The 19,419-nt window shown below is 55.7% G+C and carries 17 protein-coding genes; 5 read left to right on the top strand and 12 right to left on the bottom strand.

Annotation, left to right across the window (positions count from 1 at the left end):
• Window positions 1–4: 4 nt before the first annotated feature.
• The 11 genes from lysS to ffh form a co-directional block, all read right to left on the bottom strand.
• A complete protein-coding gene (gene lysS, locus ABD735_RS18125) occupies window positions 5–1,576 on the bottom strand; it encodes a lysine--tRNA ligase (RefSeq protein WP_344809115.1) in 1,572 nt (523 codons plus the stop codon).
• Between the two features lie 90 nt (window positions 1,577–1,666).
• Window positions 1,667–2,765 (bottom strand): peptide chain release factor 2 gene (gene prfB, locus ABD735_RS18120; protein WP_344809114.1). Its coding sequence is split into 2 segments (ribosomal slippage): window positions 1,667–2,689 and window positions 2,691–2,765, totalling 1,098 coding nucleotides; the frame shifts between segments, so codons are not numbered across the junction.
• 99 nt (window positions 2,766–2,864) lie between these two features.
• Window positions 2,865–4,697 (bottom strand): single-stranded-DNA-specific exonuclease RecJ, encoded by a 1,833-nt coding sequence (recJ, locus tag ABD735_RS18115; protein ID WP_344809112.1) that lies wholly within the window; start codon window positions 4,695–4,697, stop codon window positions 2,865–2,867.
• Between the two features lie 15 nt (window positions 4,698–4,712).
• Window positions 4,713–6,107: a threonine synthase gene (gene thrC / locus ABD735_RS18110; RefSeq protein ID WP_344809110.1), complete on the bottom strand. Its 1,395-nt coding sequence runs from the start codon at window positions 6,105–6,107 to the stop codon at window positions 4,713–4,715.
• Window positions 6,108–6,115: 8 nt separating this feature from the next.
• Complete coding sequence (locus ABD735_RS18105) at window positions 6,116–7,414, bottom strand: homoserine dehydrogenase (protein WP_344809233.1); 1,299 nt, start codon at window positions 7,412–7,414, stop codon at window positions 6,116–6,118.
• A 221-nt stretch (window positions 7,415–7,635) separates the two neighbouring features.
• Window positions 7,636–8,487 carry a DsbC family protein gene (locus ABD735_RS18100; protein WP_344809108.1) on the bottom strand — a complete coding sequence of 284 codons (852 nt, stop codon included), beginning with the start codon at window positions 8,485–8,487 and terminating at the stop codon, window positions 7,636–7,638.
• A gap of 328 nt (window positions 8,488–8,815) precedes the next feature.
• On the bottom strand, window positions 8,816–9,175 hold the full coding sequence (gene rplS / locus ABD735_RS18095) for a 50S ribosomal protein L19 (protein ID WP_344809106.1): 360 nt from the start codon (window positions 9,173–9,175) through the stop codon (window positions 8,816–8,818).
• 78 nt (window positions 9,176–9,253) lie between these two features.
• Window positions 9,254–9,946 (bottom strand): tRNA (guanosine(37)-N1)-methyltransferase TrmD, encoded by a 693-nt coding sequence (gene trmD, locus ABD735_RS18090; protein ID WP_344809104.1) that lies wholly within the window; start codon window positions 9,944–9,946, stop codon window positions 9,254–9,256.
• Window positions 9,946–10,578, bottom strand: coding sequence for a ribosome maturation factor RimM (rimM, locus tag ABD735_RS18085; RefSeq protein WP_344809102.1), 633 nt, complete (start codon window positions 10,576–10,578; stop codon window positions 9,946–9,948). Before rimM ends, trmD begins: the two co-directional genes overlap by 1 nt.
• Window positions 10,529–10,786, bottom strand: a complete 258-nt coding sequence (rpsP, locus tag ABD735_RS18080) for a 30S ribosomal protein S16 (RefSeq protein WP_344809100.1) — start codon at window positions 10,784–10,786, stop codon at window positions 10,529–10,531. Before rpsP ends, rimM begins: the two co-directional genes overlap by 50 nt.
• Before the next feature lie 138 nt (window positions 10,787–10,924).
• Window positions 10,925–12,310 (bottom strand): signal recognition particle protein, encoded by a 1,386-nt coding sequence (ffh, locus tag ABD735_RS18075; protein WP_344809099.1) that lies wholly within the window; start codon window positions 12,308–12,310, stop codon window positions 10,925–10,927.
• 163 nt (window positions 12,311–12,473) lie between these two features.
• On the opposite strand from ffh, the gene ABD735_RS18070 reads away from it, so the two are divergent.
• From ABD735_RS18070 to ABD735_RS18050, 5 genes are all read left to right on the top strand, one after another.
• The gene (locus ABD735_RS18070) at window positions 12,474–13,295 is read left to right on the top strand and encodes a cytochrome C assembly family protein (protein WP_344809097.1); all 822 of its coding nucleotides are present in this window, start codon (window positions 12,474–12,476) and stop codon (window positions 13,293–13,295) included.
• 95 nt (window positions 13,296–13,390) lie between these two features.
• A complete protein-coding gene (locus ABD735_RS18065) occupies window positions 13,391–14,638 on the top strand; it encodes an HlyC/CorC family transporter (protein WP_344809232.1) in 1,248 nt (415 codons plus the stop codon).
• Window positions 14,639–14,834: 196 nt separating this feature from the next.
• Complete coding sequence (locus ABD735_RS18060; protein ID WP_344809095.1) at window positions 14,835–15,443, top strand: Yip1 family protein; 609 nt, start codon at window positions 14,835–14,837, stop codon at window positions 15,441–15,443.
• Window positions 15,444–15,821: 378 nt separating this feature from the next.
• Window positions 15,822–18,089, top strand: a complete 2,268-nt coding sequence (locus ABD735_RS18055; RefSeq protein ID WP_344809093.1) for a DUF1631 domain-containing protein — start codon at window positions 15,822–15,824, stop codon at window positions 18,087–18,089.
• 417 nt (window positions 18,090–18,506) lie between these two features.
• A complete protein-coding gene (locus tag ABD735_RS18050) occupies window positions 18,507–18,983 on the top strand; it encodes a TonB family protein (protein WP_344809091.1) in 477 nt (158 codons plus the stop codon).
• An 18-nt stretch (window positions 18,984–19,001) separates the two neighbouring features.
• Here the strand turns inward: ABD735_RS18050 and grxD are convergent, their stop codons facing one another.
• Window positions 19,002–19,316, bottom strand: a complete 315-nt coding sequence (gene grxD / locus ABD735_RS18045) for a Grx4 family monothiol glutaredoxin (protein WP_344809089.1) — start codon at window positions 19,314–19,316, stop codon at window positions 19,002–19,004.
• Window positions 19,317–19,419: the final 103 nt, after the last annotated feature.

The following is a 19,419-nucleotide window of genomic DNA, read 5'->3' as shown; positions in this document are numbered from 1 at the left end:
CCAGCTACTGCGCAACCGGACGCATGTGCGGAAACAGAATGACGTCACGAATGGAAGGCGCATCGGCGAACAGCATGACCAGACGATCAATACCAATCCCTTCTCCAGCAGTGGGCGGCATGCCGTGTTCCAGTGCACGAATATATTCATCATCGTAGAACATAGCCTCGTCGTCGCCGGCTTCCTTCTCCGCCACCTGTGCCTTGAAGCGCTCAGCCTGATCCTCAGGATCGTTGAGCTCCGAGAATCCGTTTGCCAACTCCCTGCCGCCTACGAAAAACTCGAAGCGGTCAGTGATGAAGGGGTTGTCGTCGTTTCGACGTGCGAGTGGAGACACTTCAGTCGGATATTCAGTGATGAAAGTCGGCTGGATGAGGCGGTGTTCAGCTACAGCGTCGAAAATCTCCACTTGAAGCTTACCCAGCCCCCAACCTGGCATCGTTTTGACCTTGAGCCGCTCGCAGAGCGCCCGAGCAGAAGCCTCATCGGAAATATCGGACTCACTGATATCATCGGCATGACGCAATATGGCCTGTACGACCGACAGACGCTCGAAAGGCTTCGAGAAATCATACTCGATCGTCTCAGTGACTTCGCCATCAGCATCTCTGACGGTATTGGTAAATACCGAGCTCCCCAGCACTGTCGTCGCCACGTGACGCAGCATATCTTCAGTCAGATCCATCAGATCGCGGTAATCAGCGAAGGCCTGATAGAACTCGATCATGGTGAACTCGGGGTTGTGCCGGGTACTCAGCCCTTCGTTGCGGAAGTTGCGATTGATTTCAAACACACGCTCCATTCCACCCACAATGAGACGCTTGAGATAGAGCTCTGGCGCTATGCGCAGGTACATATCGATATCGAGCGCATTGTGATGGGTCTTGAATGGGCGCGCCGTGGCTCCACCCGGTATGACCTGCAGCATGGGCGTTTCCACTTCGATGAACGCGCGCTCGGTGAGATAGTTGCGGATGCCACTGACCACTCTGGAGCGGATCTCGAAAGTTCTTCTCGACTGTTCGTTGACGAGCAGGTCGAGGTAGCGTCTACGGTACCTGGTTTCAGTGTCAGCCAGCCCTTTGAACTTGTCCGGCAGCGGGCGGAGTGCCTTGGTGATCAGCTCGGCTTTCGCAATATCGACAAAGAGATCGCCCTTGTTGGACTTCTGCAGCTGGCCACTCGCACCAACGATGTCGCCCAGATCGAAGCTCTTGATCAGCTCAAGCTGTTCAGCACTCAGGCTCTTGCGGTTGATGTAGAGCTGAATCTGCCCCGACACATCCTGAATCACGAGAAAGGAGCCGCGGTTGCGCATGAGTCTACCGGCCACGGTAACGGGGATGGCGAGCGCTTCCAGATCCGGCTTTTCCTTTTCACCATGCTCGGCCTGCAGCTGCTGACAGAGATGGCTGCGCCGAAAGGTATTACTAAAGCCATTACCGGGACCCGAACGCGCGGCAGTCAGCTTCTGACGCCGCTCAGCAATCAACCGGTTATCATCTTCACCAGGCGTTGCGGCCTCCGTCACTTCTTGCGAATTGCCGCGGGTGTCGTTCGAGCCTTGGTTTGTCATAATCGGTCGGTTGCCTTGGAAAAAGTGGGGTGAAGGATTATATAGAGCAGCCTGCCAAAATCAAACCAGGCAGGCTGTCGGCGCTACTGCCTAGAGGTTGCTCTTCAGACTGGCCTCGATAAAGGCATCGATGTCGCCATCCAGCACAGCCTGGCAATTGGACGTTTCAACGCCGGTCCGCAGATCCTTGATGCGCGACTGGTCCAGCACGTAAGACCGAATCTGGCTGCCCCAGCCAATATCGGACTTGCTGTCTTCGACCTTCTGCGCTTCGGTATTCCGCTTCTGCAGTTCCAGCTCATAGAGTTTGGCCTTGAGCTGTTTCATGGCCTGGTCCTTGTTCTTGTGCTGCGAACGGTCATTCTGACACTGCACAACTGTATTGGTGGGCAGGTGCGTGATTCGAACCGCGGACTCAGTCCGGTTGACGTGCTGACCACCCGCGCCACTGGCGCGATAGACATCGATGCGCAGATCTGCTGGATTGATCTCGATCTCGATATCATCGTCGACTTCAGGCGACACGAACACCGACGCAAAGGAGGTATGCCGACGATTGCCGGAATCATATGGGCTCTTTCGAACCAGGCGATGTACGCCGGTTTCGGTTCTTAGCCAGCCATAGGCGAACTCACCCTGAAAATAGATCGTCGCACTCTTGATACCAGCGACTTCGCCCTCGGAAGCTTCGATCAACTCGGTCTTGAAGCCACGGCGCTCGCCCCAGCGGAGAAACATTCGCAACAGCATTTCGGCCCAGTCCTGGGCTTCTGTGCCACCGGAACCGGCCTGAATATCGAGAAAGGCGTGACTGTCGTCCATCTTGCCATCGAACATGCGGCGGAACTCCAGCGCTTCGACTTCACTCTGTGTTGCTGCGATATCCTTGCGAACAGCCTCTAGGGTATCTTCATCATTCTCGGCCGCAGCCATTTCCACGAGGTCAGCGGCATCACTGAGCCGGGTTTCTGCCTCCAGCACCGTATCGACGATCTGCACGAGCTCGGCTCGCTCCTTGCCCAGGGCCTGCGCACGAGGCGCATCATCCCAGACCGAGGGCACTTCGAGTTCCCGGGTAACCTCTACCAGACGCTCCTGCTTCTGATCAAAGTCAAAGATACCCCCTGAGCGAACGAATCCGCTCCTGAAGATCCTTTATTTGGAGCAGATCCTGATTGACTTCCAACATAGCTATTATCTCTTCGTTAAACTGTGGTTATAACGTTAACTGATGCGGTATAGAACCCAGCTTTGCTTGGATGCCGCAGCAGTCACGACAATACGGATATCAGGCCTCGATGCCGCAATGCACAATAATCAACTGCAAATCACGTCGTCCCCGGAATTCGTTGATATCCAGACGGTAAACCAACCTGAGTGGCTTTGCTGTTCCTGCGCCAGCCCCAGCAGCCCAGCTCAGCCAGCTGTCTGGTGCATTGAACAGTAGCGCCTGCAGCGGCTGGCATTCGACGGCCTTCGCCTGCAGAGGCAGGACCATCAGCTTCAGGTGTTTCTCCGCCATTACGCGGATCTCGATGACCTTGAACAGACCGTCGAAGACGGGCTCGGGAAAAGCCTGGCCCCAGGGTCCGGCCGAGTCAATGACTTCAGCACTCGCAATACACAACTCCTGTGCGGCAAGATCGCCATCGGTATGTATGACCTGCTCAAAAGCACCCTCACCTGCAGCGGCCAGAATAACCTGCTCAAAGCGTGATTTGAATCGAGCGAAGTCTCTGCGGCGAATCGTCAGTCCAGCAGCCATGGCATGCCCACCAAAGGCAAGAATGAGCTCAGGCTCCGCACTGGCGACCATTTCGAGGGCGTCACGAATATGCAGGCCAGGTATCGACCTGGCCGAACCCTTTATCAGGTCGTCGTCCTCAACCGAAACACGCTCGCCTGCAGGCGCAAAAATCACTGTTGGCTTGTGTTGTCGGTCTTTCAGACGACCCGCGAGTATACCAATTACACCCTGATGCCAACTCTCATCAAACAGACACACCGTCACACTCTTTTCAGCATCTGAGGCATCGATGTTGGCGAGAATCTCATCAGCCTGCGAACGCATGGTCGCCTCCACCTGCTTTCGCTCGGTGTTGAAGCGATCCAGACGCCCAGCAATCTGACTGGCTTCCAGCGCGTCTTCACAAAGGAGGCACTGAATACCCAGTCTCATGTCATCCATACGCCCCACCGCGTTCAGGCGCGGCGCAATAGCATAGCCCAGATCCTTCGCGGTCATCCGCTCCGGATCGCGGCCGGCGACGCGTATCAGGGCAGCAATTCCAGCACAGCTTCGCCCCTTGCGTATCCTGGACAGGCCCTGCGACACCAGCGTTCGATTGTTCTGATCCAGCGCCACCACGTCGGCCACGGTACCCAGGGCCACGAGATCGAGCAGATTGCCCAGGTTGGGGAGCTTTCTGTCGCCAAAATGCTGGCGTGAGTGCAGCTCACGTCGGGTGGCCAACATGACATAGAAAATAACACCAACCCCGGCAGTCGCCTTGGAAGGAAAGCTGCATCCGGGCTGATTGGGATTGACGATGACCTTCGCGGCAGGCAGAACGGCGCCAGCAAGGTGATGATCAGTAATGATCACCTCGATCCCAAGCTCTGCGGCCAGCGCCACCCCTTCAACGCTCGAGATACCGTTATCCACCGTGATGATCAGTTGCGGAGGTGTCGGCAAGGCGGCAATCTTTTCAACTATAAGGGGCGATAGGCCATACCCGTCGGAAAACCGGTTAGGTACCAGGAAGTCAATCTGGCTGCTACCAAAAAGCCGGAGCGCGCGAACAGCGACAGCGGTACTGGTTGCGCCATCACAATCAAAGTCGCCCACAACGAGAATACGCTTCGCATCTTGCACGGCAGTAGCAATATGGCTGGCAGCCTCCTGGACACCGAGGAGATCGTCTGGCAGAAGCAGGCGATCAAGGCCGTAGTTCAGGACTTCGTCAGCCGATAGATTACGTCCGCGAAAGATACGGTCAAGCAGACTATCTGCGTCCGGAGAGGCCGCACCCGGCACAGGTCTGCGACGGAGGGTGACAGACAATCGCAGCGCATCATCTTTCGCAGATGACTCCCTGCCCATTTCGTCCATCACCTTCATGAAGAGGACCTCAAATCAGAGTTTCAGCGCCGAGACCATGGATGACTGCACTGCTTTCAGGTCGTTCGGCAACACCTCGAAGCGTTCCTCCCTGTCCATGAGATCAGCCAGGAATGGCGGCAACACAGGATCCGAGGCCGCACCCGATTTCCGCACGGCTTCCGCAAATTTTGCAGGGTGTGCAGTACCGAGCACTACCATTGGTACAGCGGGATCGCGTCGACAATCGATCGCCGCCTTGTAACCAATCGCCGTATGCGGATCGAGCAGTTCATTACTGCGCTTCCAGCGTTCGCCGATCACGCGGGTTGTTTCTTCATCGCTCACGGCCGCCGAGTCGAACAGGGCACGAGCCTTCTGCCAGGCGACGTCTTCGATGCTGACGGTTTCAGTGCTCATTCGCTTCATGAGATCTGCCAGGGCCTGGCCATCACGGTGATGCAGATCGAACAACAGACGCTCGAAATTCGAGCTGACGACGATATCCATGCTTGGCGACAACGTGTGCTCGAGCGGCGCCTGCTCGTAGCGGTTGCTCGCCAGGAAGCGGTGAAGAATATCGTTCCTGTTGGTAGCGACCACCAGCTGGGTAATTGGCAAGCCCATTTGCTTGGCGAGGTATCCGGCGAAGATATCGCCGAAATTGCCTGTTGGCACCGAGAAGGCGACCGATCTCGATGGCGCGCCGAGCCGCAGCGCAGCGTAAAAATAATACACGATCTGCGCCATGATTCTGGCCCAGTTAATCGAATTGACTGCCACCAGTTGCCTGCCCTTCAGGAAACTCTGATCAGCAAAGCTGGCCTTGACCATCCTCTGGCAGTCGTCGAAATTGCCTTCAACCGCGATATTGAAGACATTTGGTTCAAGTATCGACGTCATCTGACGCCGCTGCACTTCCGACACCCGGCCGTGAGGATGCAGAATGAACATGTCGACCCAGGCCGAGCGCTTGCAGCCATCGATGGCCGCCGAGCCAGTGTCTCCAGAGGTAGCCCCCATGATCACGACTTTCTGCTGCCGCTTGGCGAGGAAGTAGTCGAACAGCCGACCAAGCAGTTGCAGCGCAAAATCCTTGAACGCCAGGGTGGGTCCGTGAAACAGCTCCAGCAACCAGACATCGGCCTCCAACTGCTTCAGAGGTGCGATGGCATCGTGGTTGAAGGCCGCATAGGTGTCGTGCACCATCTCAGTGAAGGTTTCGCGATCAATCGAGTCGCCGACGAACGGCATCATGACCTCTACCGCCAGCTCCTGATAAGACGCCGAGCGCAAGGCCTGAAGCTTTTCTACGCTGAATTCGGGCAGATGTGTCGGCACATAAAGGCCGCCATCGGGCGCCAGACCGGTGAGAACCACGTCTTCAAAGTTGAGTGCAGGCGCCTGCCCTCGGGTGCTGATGTATTTCACGGTGAATCCTAGTTTCTGTGGTCGAGTAAAAGATCAGCCACACGGATACGAACTGGCTCTCCGATGATCTGATCAAGGTCCGCCATGCTGGCCAGTGCCTTGTTCATGCGGCTTTCCTGTACACGATGGGTTAGCAGTACGATAGGAATGAGGCCATTCTGCTCGTCACTTTCCTTTTGCATGATCGACTCGATATTGATGCCCTCATTGCTGAGTATCGTCGCCACCGAGGCCAGAACGCCTGGTTCATCTCGAGCAAATAGACGGATATAGAACGCGGATTCTACATCGTTGATGTCAAGACAATGCTGGTCCGTGAGTTTGCTCAACAGTGTGCCGAGCATCGGTGTAGAGGTACCATCGTGACGAGCCAGATCAACGAGATCGGCAATGACCGCTGAGGCGGTAGCCTCACCACCGGCACCGGCCCCGCAATACAGCGTCTGACCAACGGCATCAGCATGAACGACTACTGCGTTTAGCACGCCATCGATACGCGCGAGCAGATGCCAGTCTGGCACCAGCGCAGGATGAACTCTAAGCTCCACGCCGCCTTCATGCCTGCGGGCGATACCCAGATGCTTGACGATATAGCCGAGCTGCGCGGCGTGCTGAATATCAAAGGGGGTAAGCCTGCTGATGCCTTCGGTGTAAGTTCTTTCGAATGCCAGCGGCATACCAAAAGCTATTGAAGCCATCAGTGCCAGCTTGTGTGCAGCGTCGATACCTTCAACATCAAAAGTCGGATCAGCTTCCGCGTACCCTCGTGCTTGTGCTTCGGCGAGCACATCAAAGAAGTCGCTGCCTTCGCGCTGCATTTCAGTCAGGATAAAATTTCCAGTACCATTGATAATGCCGGCGATCGCATCGATACGGTTACCCGCCAACCCTTCACGCAAGGCCTTGATGATCGGAATGCCACCAGCAACGGCGGCTTCGAAGGCGATGACGACGCCATGCTCCCGCGCAAGATCGAACAACTCGTTTCCGTGCTCAGCCAGGAGGGCCTTGTTGGCCGTCACCACGTGTTTGCCATTGGTGATTGCGCGACGAACGAGTTCGTAGGCGGTGGTGGTGCCGCCAATAAGTTCCACGATGACATCGACATCATCCCGATCAGCTGAAGCGAGCACGTCTCCGCTGAAAATATCGGGATCAAGACCGTCGGTCTCGTAATAACGACGAGAGGCGCAGTTGATGATACTGAGCGGGCGCCCAGCCCTGTGGGCGATGAGATCCGCATTGCGCTGCAGCACGTTGATGACGGCTTTGCCCACTGTACCGAGTCCGCAAAGACCGATTCTCAGGGGATCATCTTTTCGAAAACTACTGACAAAGGGAGCCTTTGGAGACTCAGACCCTGTGCTTGAAGGATTGCTTTGCATGCTCTGGCTGCTGCTCTTTCTGGTGGTCTGGATTGATGACCTGGCAGAGCACCCTCACCGGCAATCGGCGCGGGAGCCGGACTCCGCCAGCGGGCGCCAGAAGATACTCCGTGCCCTGCCTCAAGTCAATCTGACCCGCTGCCTCAGAGCTTGCTGAGCCCCAGATTCTGCGTGAGCATATCGGCTGGGAGATAGCCGGGGATCAGGCGGCCATCATCCAGAACGATAGCAGGCGTTCCAGAGATACCGATCTTCCCACCAAGGTCGTATTGTGAAGCGACACCGTTGGTACACTGCTTGAGCGGCACCGACTTTCCTGCCTTGGCCTGATTCATGGCCTCGAGGCGGTCGTCAGCACACCAGACAGCCACCAGCTTGTCATAACTGGACGACCCTACGCCAGCACGAGGGAATGCCAGGTAATTCACCTGTATGCCCTGCTTGAGCAACGCTGGCACTTCCTGATGAAGCTTTCTGCAATATCCGCAGTCGACATCAGTGAACACATTGACCACGGCGCGTGGCTCACCTTCAGGCTTGAATACGACCTTATCAGTTTGCGGAACGCTCGCGATGGCCTCCGCACGAGCAGACTCGCGTCGCTCTTCAGCCAGATTGACGATACGACCCTCTTCAAGCTTGAAGATGTCACCAGCGATGAAATAGTCGCCACTGGCGCTCACGTACAACAGTTGCTGATTGGCCGTCTCTATTTCATATACATTTGGAATCGGGCTGATACTGATTCTGGCCACTTCAAGGCCGGGCACAGCGCTCATGAGCCTCGACCGAATGGCAGCCTCTTCATCTGCCTGCATTTCGCCGGACTGTTCTGGCAGCGCTGGCGCCTGGCTGTGGCCCGACTTCTGCTCCTCAGCAGCAGAAACAAGCCCTGCGTTCAGTCCGCCAACCGCAAAACTCAGGCAAGCAAGCCTGAGCACGTATCGGGAATTAATCAGGGAGGAGATGGACAAAGGAGACAGCGTTGACATCATTCAGTTCCAAAAGAAGAAATCAGGTCACTAAGCTAACGCTACACGGCAGTAAAATTCCAGCTGACAACGCACAGAACGCATTACTATTTATTCAGATCGATGTCATGGCTCATAGCGAACAAGCGCCATTTCGAACGGCACAACAGAATCCGACCACCAGGACAGACTAAGAAAGACAGGAAGGATTGAAAGGACAGCGAAGAATTTCAGACAAGCGAAAGCACAACGGTAGCGCCAGCTCGCAAAACGTCTTTAAGGAAGTCTATGGAAAAATCCTGAACCGGGCGACGAGGCCATTAAGCCAGATCGCCCGACGGACAACGCTGGCTTACTTACCCAGCTTTTCCTTGATTCTGGCAGCCTTGCCGCTCAGATCACGGATGTAGTACAACTTGGCTTTGCGCACATCGCCGCGACGCTTCAGAGTGATGCTGTCGACCACTGAGCTGAAAGTCTGGAAGGTCCGCTCAACGCCAACGCCGTAGCTGACCTTGCGTACTGTGAACGCACTGTTCATGCCGCGATTACGCTTGCCAATGACAACGCCTTCGAAAGCCTGAAGACGCTCACGAGCACCTTCCTTGACTTTCACGCTGACCACAACCGTATCACCGGTACTGAAAACAGGCACTTCTTTCGACATCTGTTCCGATTCGATCTGGCTGATAATCGGGTTACGTGTGGTCATCTTTCCGTCTCCTTTCGCGCCTGTGCTCTCAACAGCAGAGGCTGATACTGAAATTATAAGGTCTGAACCTAAAGTTTATCAATCGAGCAAATCTGGTCTCAGCCGCCGAGTAAGCTCGAGCGACTTCGCTTTCCGCCAGGCTGTAATTCGAGCATGATCGCCGCTCAACAGCACCTCCGGAACCTGTACGCCTTCAAACACTTCGGGGCGCGTATACTGCGGCCCTTCCAACAAGCCATTGACGAACGAGTCGTCAGCAGCAGAATTCTGATGACCCAACACGCCTGGCAAAAGCCGCGTGATGGCATCTATCGCTGCCAGTGCGGCATATTCACCACCACTGACAACAAAATCTCCCATCGACCATTCCTCGTCGATAGCGAGATCGATAAAACGTTGATCGACCCCTTCATAACGCCCGCACACCATAATCAGTGCGTCCGCTGATGCAGCGTCAGCGATGAGCTGATGGCTCATGCGCCGCCCTCGGGGCGAAAAATACACGGTCTTCGACCGTCGTCCTTCTCCAGCAAAATCTCCGCGACCCTGCAACTGCCTGGTAGCCTGCATCAATGGATCGGCCAGCATAAGCATGCCTTGACCGCCACCGTAAGGTCGATCATCGACAGTTCGATGACGATCCGAGGTAAAGTCCCTCGGCGACACCGTCTCCAGGGACACCAGACCTTCCCTGAAAGCCCTTCCACTGACGCCGTAATCAGTGACAGCGGCAAACATCTCGGGAAACAGCGTCACGACACCGAATCGCACTAGTAGTCCGAACCCCAGTCAACTTCGATGAGCGCCTGGCTCAGATCGACATTCAGCACCACCGAACCAAATAGCAGAGGAATCAATCTCTCTCCGCCATCAGAGTAAGGCAGCGCGGTCTTGTCCACCGTCAAGACCAGAACATCGTTGGCCCCGGTTTCAATCAGCTTTTTCACTCGCCCAAGATCTTCTCCAGCGCGATTTCGAACTCTGAGCCCTACCAGCTGATGCCAGTAGAAGCCTTCCTCACCAAGCGCCGGCAAGCTGTCACGATCGACGAAAATGCTGGCCCCTGCGTAAACAGCTGCCTCTTCCTTGTTCTGACACCCCTGCAAGCGCACCAACCAGGAGCCACCATGTTGACGGGTCTCAGTTTTAGGCACCGCTATGAGCTCGTCAGAAGCAAGCGCATCCCGGAGCTGTAGCATCCAGGGATGATAGTCGAAGATGGCGTCAGGCTCGTCGGTAAACGACTGCAGCTTCATCCACCCCTGCACACCGTAAGACGCTCCAAGGCGGCCTACTAGCAAGCGCTGGGGGGAGGCAACCTCGTTCAAGGGCAACGTAGCTTCGGGCGCTGAATCAGGCAGCCTGTTCAGCAGCTGGCAGCTTCTTGACGATAGAGGCAACACGCTCGGACAGCTGTGCGCCTACGCCCTGCCAGTAGCTCAGACGCTCTGTGTCCAGACGAACTGACTCTTCCTGACCGCGCGCAGTCGGGTTGAAGAAGCCAATACGCTCGATGAAGCGGCCGTCTCTGGCTTTCCGGCTATCTGTAACGTGAATGTGATAGAACGGACGCTTCTTCGATCCGCCGCGCGAAAGTCGGATAGTTACCATGAATGCTTTCTCTCTGTTATGTACTCGATGTCTGGTCAAAGGCAGCTGGAATGGCATTCAGCCAGACATACTCAAGCAGCCTCTTTTGAGGGCGCGCATTGTACCTCATACTTGTCGAGGTTGGAAGCGCGCCGCTGTTCAGAATTTTCCGAAGGGCGGCATTCCGCCTCCACCGCCTGGCGGCATCATCCCACCCATGCCGCGCATCATATTCATCATGCCGCCTTTCTTGCTGAAGCGTTTCATCATCTTCTGCATCTGCTTGTGCTGTTTGAGCAACTTGTTGACGTCCTGGAGAGGCTGCCCACAACCCTCGGCAATCCGCTTCTTCCTCGAAGGATTGATGATGTCCGGATACTGTCGCTCTTTGGGCGTCATGGAACCGATGATAGCCTCCATACGGCCAAGCGACTTGTCGTTCACCTGAGACTGGGCGGCCTGGGAGAGCTGCCCCATGCCGGGCAGCTTGTCGAGCATGCCGGCCATGCCGCCCATACGCTTCATCTGCTGCAACTGATCGCGAAAATCTTCCAGGTTGAAGCCCTTGCCCTTGGAGACCTTGGATGCAAATTTCTCAGCCTTGCCACGGTCAAGTTTGCGCTCGGCATCCTCAATAAGGGACATAACGTCGCCCATACCGAGGATTCTTGAGGCTATCCGGTCCGGGTGAAATCGCTCCAGCGCGTCGGTCTTTTCGCCAACACCTATAAATTTGATCGGCTTGCCGGTGATATGACGAACCGACAGCGCAGCACCACCTCGTGCGTCACCGTCGGCCTTGGACAGAATGACGCCGGTCAGGGGCAAGGCCTCATTGAAGGCCTGGGCGGTATTAGCCGCATCCTGACCGGTCATCGCATCGACCACGAAGAGGGTCTCGATGGGATTGAGCGCGGCATGCATGGCCTTGATTTCGTCCATCATGGCTTCGTCGATAGCCAGGCGACCCGCGGTATCGACGATCAACACGTCCTTGACCCGACGCCTGGCTTCCGCCATCGCAGCCTTGGCTATCTCGACAGGAGTCTGCGTCAGATCGCTCGGGAAGAAATCCGCCTTGACGTCTTTCGCGAGGGTCTCGAGCTGCTTGATGGCCGCAGGTCGATAGACGTCTGCACTGACGAGCATGACCGACTTCTTCTTTTCCTGCTTGAGATAGCGCGCGAGCTTGGCAGCAGAGGTCGTTTTACCAGCGCCCTGGAGACCTGCCATGAGTATGATGGCGGGCGGCTGCGTCGCGAGATTGATATCCTGATTACCGCCACCCATCACGGCGACGAGTTCCTGTTGCACCAGTTTGACGAATGCCTGGCCAGGAGACAGCGCTCTGGATACTTCAGCGCCAACAGCGCCCTGCTTGACCTGCTCGACAAAGGCCTTCACGACCGGAAGCGCGACGTCCGCCTCCAGCAGCGCCATCCTTACTTCACGCAGCGTATCCTTAATATTGTCTTCGGTCAGTTTGGCCTGACCGGTCACTTTCCGGAGGCTCGATGATAATCGTTCGGTCAGGTTTTCAAACATGCAGTGGTTCCAGACTGAGTGAGCGAGGCTGTGGCAAAAGGGCTTGGATTATAGCGAACGCTCGCGCATACTTCACGCTTGATCGCATAAAGATCAGTGGCCAAAGCCGTTTTCGGCCCGCCATCGCTCAAGTTTTGCGCCGCCCGTTTCAGAGTTCCGATTAGTGCCGACAACCACTCTTTATAGCTGGCTACCGGCCTTTGGTGCCATCTCGACAACCTTCTATGCCCTTGGTCTTGCCTTGCAGCTGGCAGTGCTGTCGGGAAAGATCTCGCAGAATCGCTTCGCCTCCGGCCTCATCGGTATCGCCGCGACGGCATTGCACGGCGCCTGCATCTGGATAGCCCTCAGCTTCAGCCCGACCGAAAGAACCATAGCGCTGCTCGACTCGATATCAGCCATCGCCTTCCTGTCGTCGGTGCTGATCGTCGTGATGGCGTTTTTTCGTCCAGTGCATAACCTCAAGATACTGATCTATCCCGTCAGCGCAGTCACCGTGATCGTCCTGCTCTTCCCGAGCGGCGCCGGCACACCTGGCATTCACCTGGGCACAGCCGTGATCTGGCATGTCGGGTTCGCAGTGCTGGGCTACGCCCTCATGACGGTAGCCGCCCTCCAGGCCTCTTTGGTCTACCTACAGCACGCGCAGCTGAAGACCCGCACCAACAACCGCCTGATACGGGCACTTCCGCCCCTCTTGCTGATGGAACGCCTGCTGATACAGATGGTGACTGGCGCTGCGATATTTCTCACCCTCGCCATACTGACCGGCTTCGTTTTTGCTGATAATTTCTTTGCCCAGAAACTGCTCCACAAGTCAGTCTTTACCATTGCAGCCTGGGCGGTCTGCATCATGCTCCTGCTCGGTCGGTTTTTCTGGGGATGGCGGGCCAAAACTGCGGCAGTGTATACAGTATCTGCCCTCGGGCTGCTGATGCTGGGGTTTCTGGGCTCGAAACTGGCACTGCAATATCTGCTCGCGTAGTATGAACGGCGCATCCCCAGTCACCTCTGCGTTGAGCGAAGTACTATCGCAAGGGGAATCCTTCACGTTATCTGGAAGCTTCTGAATTGAACGACATGTCCGTCGAGTCGCTGCTCGTCCTCCTTCTGATTCTTATTATCTGTTCAGCGTTTTTCTCAAGCTCTGAAACCGGAATGATGACACTCAACCGTTATCGCTTGCGCCACCTCGCCCAACAGAATCACAGGGCAGCCCAGCGCGCCCAGCGCCTGCTCGAACGTCCGGACCGACTGATCGGCATTATTCTGATCGGCAACAATTTCGTAAACATCCTTGCCTCCTCGGTAGCCACGATCATCGCCATCAGAATATGGGGAGACGCAGGCATTGCCATTGCTACGGCGCTGCTGACACTGGTCATCCTCATCTTTGCTGAAGTCACTCCGAAAACCATTGCTGCACTCTATCCTGAGCGAATTGCCTTTCCGGCGACCTTGATCCTGCGACCCTTGCTCGTACTCATGTATCCACTGGTCTGGGCTGTCAACCTCCTGTCGAATGGTCTTATTAAACTGCTACGGATCGATGCCAGCGCGATTGGCAGTGATCACCTCTCACGAGAGGAGCTTCGAACGCTCGTACACGAGGCCGGCACCCGAATCCCCAAACAACACCGCCAGATGCTGCTGAGCATTCTTGACCTGGAAAAGGTCAGTGTTGAAGACATCATGGTACCGAGGAGTGATATTAATGGCATCGACCTCGAAGACGACCTCGACGAGATCGTGGAGCAGCTCAAGACCTCACAACATACACGGCTACCCGTATACAAGGGCGACATCAACAATATTCTCGGCATCCTCCACCTCAGGAATCTGGGTCGCTTTCTGACTCACGAATTTTCCAACAAGGCCATGTTGCTACAGCACAGCAGGGACGCCTATTTCATCCCCCACAAGACCTCGCTCAACACCCAACTCCTGAACTTTCAGAAGGAACAGCGGCGAATTGGCATCGTTGTCGACGAGTACGGCGACGTGCTCGGACTGGCCACGCTAGAAGATATTCTCGAGGAGATCGTGGGTGAGTTCACCACAGATGTCGCCAACACGAGCCCGGAAATCACCTTGTTCGACGATGAGCGCGTACTGTTGGACGCTTCAGCTACAGTGCGGAAAATAAACAAGCTGCTTGGCTGGAAGCTACCGATAAATGGCCCGAAGACGCTGAATGGACTGATTCTCGAAGCGTTGGAAAACATCCCCGACAATCCGGTCTGCCTTGTTCTCCATGGGTATCGGCTTGAGATAAAACAGATAAAAGATAACGCAATAAAATCTGTTCTTGCACTTCGCAATCAATAAGCACATGCGCGCCCAGACACATACCCAGAGAATCTAAGCAGTCGCCGTTTAGATCATCAAAGTATAAGGGCGTCATTGACTCGCTTCCGGCATTTCTTTAGAACAATAGTAAGGGCATAGTCTGCCTCGAAACGGTTCTCACAGCGCCGACCTGGCAGCTCAAACAGGCCGACAAACAATAAAGGAGTTGAACTCTATGATCCTGGAACACACGCTCGGTTTATTCACTCACCCTGACAAGGAGTGGGCCCTGATTCGAGCGAAGACCGAATCTCCCGGTCGACTGTACTTTCAACACACGCTCCTGCTGGCGCTTATTCCAGCCGTAGCCGCCTATATCGGCGTCACTCAGACAGGCTGGAGCATCGGCGGTTCTGGTACTGTGCGCCTGACCACCGCGAGCGGGCTCAGCCTGTGTGTTCTGTTCTATTTTGCGATGCTGTCAGGCGTCTACGTTCTAGGACGCTTTATCGACTTCATGGCAGTCACTTATGGCGTGGATCAAGAGGCTCACAGAGGCGTTGAGCTGGCAGCGTATGCAGCCACGCCAATGTTCCTGGCCGGCGCCGTTGCTGTATATCCCAATGTGTGGATCGTCATGACTGTGGGGCTGCTCGCAGTCGCTTACTCTGTCTACCTGCTCTATGAAGGCCTTCCAATTCTCATGAAGATTCCGCCAGAGCGTGGATTCATGTTTGCCAGCAGCATACTGACTGTCGGCCTGGTGATGCTCGTAGCGCTTATCGCTGCTAGCGTGGTCATCTGGGGCCTCGGCGTTGGCCCCGAGTACACGACCCGCGGCTAAATAGTGCTGACCAGCCCCGGGGCGGCCATGGCGGCACCCGGGGCGGTATCACCTCCTCGTCCAGCCCTCCAGCCCTCCAGCGCCTTTCGTCGACATCTTACAAATCATCACCGTAGTGCAATTGATCGCAATATAATCAGGTGATACTGGCTATTTTGGCAATCTGTAGTACAATCCGTAGCATTAAAACATAAAACTACTTATAACTAATCTAGAGTCGCCGCCACGACCAATACCCTTGTTCATCCGCCATCAGGCCGATGACCGCATTGCTGCGGACAACCATAACAGGGGCTCTATGTCATTTTATCTCACTGCTTTCGTTTTAGAATCGGAAAGTGCTGTTTCATCGATTCAACGTGATGACGGTGTCTGGATATGATCACCGGTCCTGACATGTCTCCCTCGGAAAAGCCTGGCCAGGCTCTTTTCCGCGACCAGCATACTGCTGTTCATGCCAGTCTGCTCGACCTTGCTCGAGACAGATTTTCAGCGCTGCTCGCCCGAATGTTCGACGGCACCGACGACTCATTCTTCGAGCTCGCTAACCACGCCCATACAAATAACGAACAGAATCGTTTTTTTGAAGCCATGCGTGAAATTCGCATCAGGCGGCGTGTGATCGAAGCTGAATTCCTCGCCGAACTCGAAGCGGAACTCAATGCCCCAGGGCATTACCAGGAAGATCTTCGCGCCGCAGCGGACGAGATCGACATGGATACGCTGAGCCTTGTTCAGAATGACGCCCTGGAGGAGTCGGTCGCCATCACCACAATGGTGACCAAGGCGCGGGCAAATTTTGCCGGCGAATTGCTGAACTTCCAGGCCCGTGTGAGCAGTCTCTATGTCCATGCGAGCGCGCAGAATCCAGTGAACCCCCTCGATCCGGATTTCATTGCCCGAACCTTTCTGGAAGTTTGCCATCGCAGTGACCTGGCCATGGAGATCCGAGAACGCCTCATACTGTTGAAGCAGTTCGATCGGGAAGTATTATCCTTTATTGGCGGTATTCTTGAAGACGGAAACCGGCTCCTGGCCGCCGCGGGTATTCTTCCAAACCTGAAGCTCGGCGTTCAGAAATCAGCGAACTCGGCGGGCGAGGCAGGAACACAGTCAGCCCGGCCGGCGGCCGCTGCACAGAATGACAGCAGCGCAGCAAACGCTGCCGAGGCCCTGGCCGCGCAGCAGCAAGGTGAGGCGCTGTTTTCACAATTGCAGACGCTTATGGCTAGCATTCGCAACAAGAGCGGGGAAGCTGCCGAGAATGGCGGACGAGCCGCTCCACGCGACAATGTACATTACATTGCGGATCGACAGCTCTTCGGTGCGCTCTCGAACCTTCAGGAACAGATCAGTGAGCGACCGCTTGACGACACCCAGGTACTGGCAGTCGACATGCGTGCCTCCCTTGATCGCTTTCTCGCCAGCCAGCATAAGGATGGTCCTCCACCGGCCCTATCACAGGCAGACGAAGACCTCATCAACCTCGTGTCCATGCTGTTTGAGTTCATACTGCAGGATTACAATCTTTCGGCCCCGGTGCAGGTGCTGATCAGTCGCCTGCAGATTCCAATTCTGAAAGTAGCCATCAGAGACAAGGCCTTCTTCAGCAAGCCCTCGCACCCTGCCCGCAAGCTGCTTAACTCGGTGGCAAAGGCAGGCATTGGCTGGAGTGACTTCAGCGAGCGTCGGCGCGACAAGCTTTATGAAGAGATTCACTCCATCGTCGATCGCATTCTCAATGACTACGATGGCGACATGACACTGTTCCAGACCCTGAATGATGAATTCGATGCATTTCGGGCGCGTGAGGATCGAAAGGCCTCACTTGTTGAGCAGCGAACCCGCGAATCCGAAGTCGGTCGGGTAAAGGCGCAGCGCGCGCACCGGGTGGTCGAGCGTCTGTTGCAGGCCAAGATGGAAGGTGGCGACCTGCCGGACTCTGCCATTCGTCTACTGCGAAATGGTTGGAGCCAGGTCATGTTTCTCGCTTTTCTGAAGGAGGAATCCGAACATAGGTTCAATCAGACTGTTCGCGTGGTCGACGAACTGACCTGGTGCCTGCAGTCGCGAATCAACCGCGCCGGTCGGGAGCGATGGGTCAAGATTGTTCCGCAACTGCTCAAGAATCTTAAATCTGGCTTGCAGGATGTCTCCTACGACCCAGCTGAAACCGAGCAGCTCATCATCGAGCTGAAACGGGATCTGACGGCGCATTTCAAACTGGCCTCTGCCTCGACACAACCCGGTGATCAGGATGATGTGGTTGGCGCGCCTCGTTCCGCTGTTCTATCAGCCGATATCGAAGCAGCCAAGAACGCCGTCGAAAGACAGGCCGAGATGGAAGATGCTGCGCTGATAGAATACCTGAACAGAGTTGATCAGCTGAGTCCTGGCGCCTGGGTAGAGTACTCACTGGTCAATGGCAGCCAGTTCCGTTGCAAGCTTTCGACCACGATCGAAGAAACCGGCACAATGATCTTCGTCAACCGCCTGGGTTTGAAGGTCGTTGAAAAGAGTCGCGCCGAAGTCGCTCATGAGTTACGTCGCGGTCGGGTCAAGTTTCTTCAGGAAGGCATGCTCGTCGACAGGGCAATGGATGCTGTCATGAGCAATTTGAGAAAAATTTCCGGCAAAGCTGCCTAGATTTCAAGGGCTGAGTCTTCTTGTGGTTCATTGGTGTTGTTGAACGATCGTCTGTACACAGTGATTTTCTGGGGCGCCATATCCTTGACCCTCCATGCCCTGATCATTGCACTGACCCCCCAGCAAGCTGCGCGCTCTGACGCGGGAGGCATGGAGGTCAGCATTGTACGCCCTCAGCCCCAGCCTACGTCTTCGGGCCGGGCATCCGACACACCCTCCCCGCCTGTGACCGGGCCAGTGATGACTCCGCCAGAAGTGCCGAACACGGCCCAAGCACCCACTGCCGAGCCCGAAACAGCCGAATTGTCGGAACCATTGGCGACGCCGGCGGAAGCTACTCCACCGCCAGTGGTCACTAGCAGGAATGGACAGCGCTCTGCACCCCTCCCGGACGTTAAGCCAGAGAGCCCTCCCCCGGTGACAGCGAAGCCCGCGCCATCAGTGTTTGCTGATACCGCCAAGCCTGTCGAGCCTGAGCCCAGGCCCTCTGAATCACCAGACGACACTGCGGCCACTGAGACTGCAGCCATCATCGAACGATTAGTCGGGGAAGATGAACGTGAAGTGGCTGAGCGACTGGCAGAAATCCCGACTACCGACTCGCCTTACTGGAACTATCTCATGCAAAGGCTTGCGCAACCTCGATGGCACCATCAGCAATTCAATTTTCGGTCACTGAGGCGTCAGCGAACGCTGGCTGTAGATCTCGAGTTCTATCCGAATGGCATTGTGAGGGCGGCACGCATCGCGCGCAGTAGCGGCCTGGAGGAGCTTGACGCCGCTGCTATTCGTGCAAGCTACGCAGCAGCGCCATATACGCCGCCGCCGTCGGAAGACAGACAGTACGGCTACACGTACAGGATCAGGCTACAGTATATGCCAGGCGCACTCTAGCACGCCTGGCAGGGCGGCCTAAGCGGCGTCTGACTTGACCAGGGTCTGAAGCTTACCTTTCTCATACATGTCCAGCACGATGTCACACCCGCCCACGAGTTCACCATCTACGTAGAGCTGGGGATAGGTAGGCCAGTTCGAATGAGACTTCAGCGCCTCACGCAGTTCTGGGTGCTCGAGGATGTCCACGTAGGCAAATTTTTCGCCGCAGGCCATCAATGCCTGAACGGTCTTCGCCGAAAATCCACACTGAGGGGCGTTTGGCGAACCCTTCATGTAGAGAATGATGTGATTATTGCTCAACTGTTCTTCGATCGTCTTGACGACATCCATAAAATTACCTCATGCGTTTCATAAATACTGCCGCGAACGCCCTCAGCAGGTAAACTCTACTATACTGCTCCGAATATATCGGAAGGGACCTGCAGTGAGCACC

This window comes from Allohahella marinimesophila (assembly GCF_039538005.1).
Classification (GTDB): domain Bacteria; phylum Pseudomonadota; class Gammaproteobacteria; order Pseudomonadales; family Oleiphilaceae; genus Allohahella; species Allohahella marinimesophila.
The sequence above is the reverse complement of the archived record's forward strand: the minus strand, read 5'-3'. Positions and strand labels throughout refer to the sequence as shown.

Excerpts from the sequence above, each read along its gene's own strand:
- ABD735_RS18065 (WP_344809232.1), top strand. The coding sequence starts at position 13,391 with ATGTCCGTCGAGTCGCTGCTCGTCCTCCTTCTGATTCTTATTATCTGT.
- ABD735_RS18055 (WP_344809093.1), top strand. The coding sequence starts at position 15,822 with ATGATCACCGGTCCTGACATGTCTCCCTCGGAAAAGCCTGGCCAGGCT.
- ffh (WP_344809099.1), bottom strand. The coding sequence starts at position 12,310 with ATGTTTGAAAACCTGACCGAACGATTATCATCGAGCCTCCGGAAAGTG.
- ABD735_RS18100 (WP_344809108.1), bottom strand. The coding sequence starts at position 8,487 with ATGATGTCAACGCTGTCTCCTTTGTCCATCTCCTCCCTGATTAATTCC.
- rpsP (WP_344809100.1), bottom strand. The coding sequence starts at position 10,786 with ATGGTAACTATCCGACTTTCGCGCGGCGGATCGAAGAAGCGTCCGTTC.
- lysS (WP_344809115.1), bottom strand. The coding sequence starts at position 1,576 with ATGACAAACCAAGGCTCGAACGACACCCGCGGCAATTCGCAAGAAGTG.
- ABD735_RS18060 (WP_344809095.1), top strand. The coding sequence starts at position 14,835 with ATGATCCTGGAACACACGCTCGGTTTATTCACTCACCCTGACAAGGAG.
- recJ (WP_344809112.1), bottom strand. The coding sequence starts at position 4,697 with ATGAAGGTGATGGACGAAATGGGCAGGGAGTCATCTGCGAAAGATGAT.
- rplS (WP_344809106.1), bottom strand. The coding sequence starts at position 9,175 with ATGACCACACGTAACCCGATTATCAGCCAGATCGAATCGGAACAGATG.
- grxD (WP_344809089.1), bottom strand. The coding sequence starts at position 19,316 with ATGGATGTCGTCAAGACGATCGAAGAACAGTTGAGCAATAATCACATC.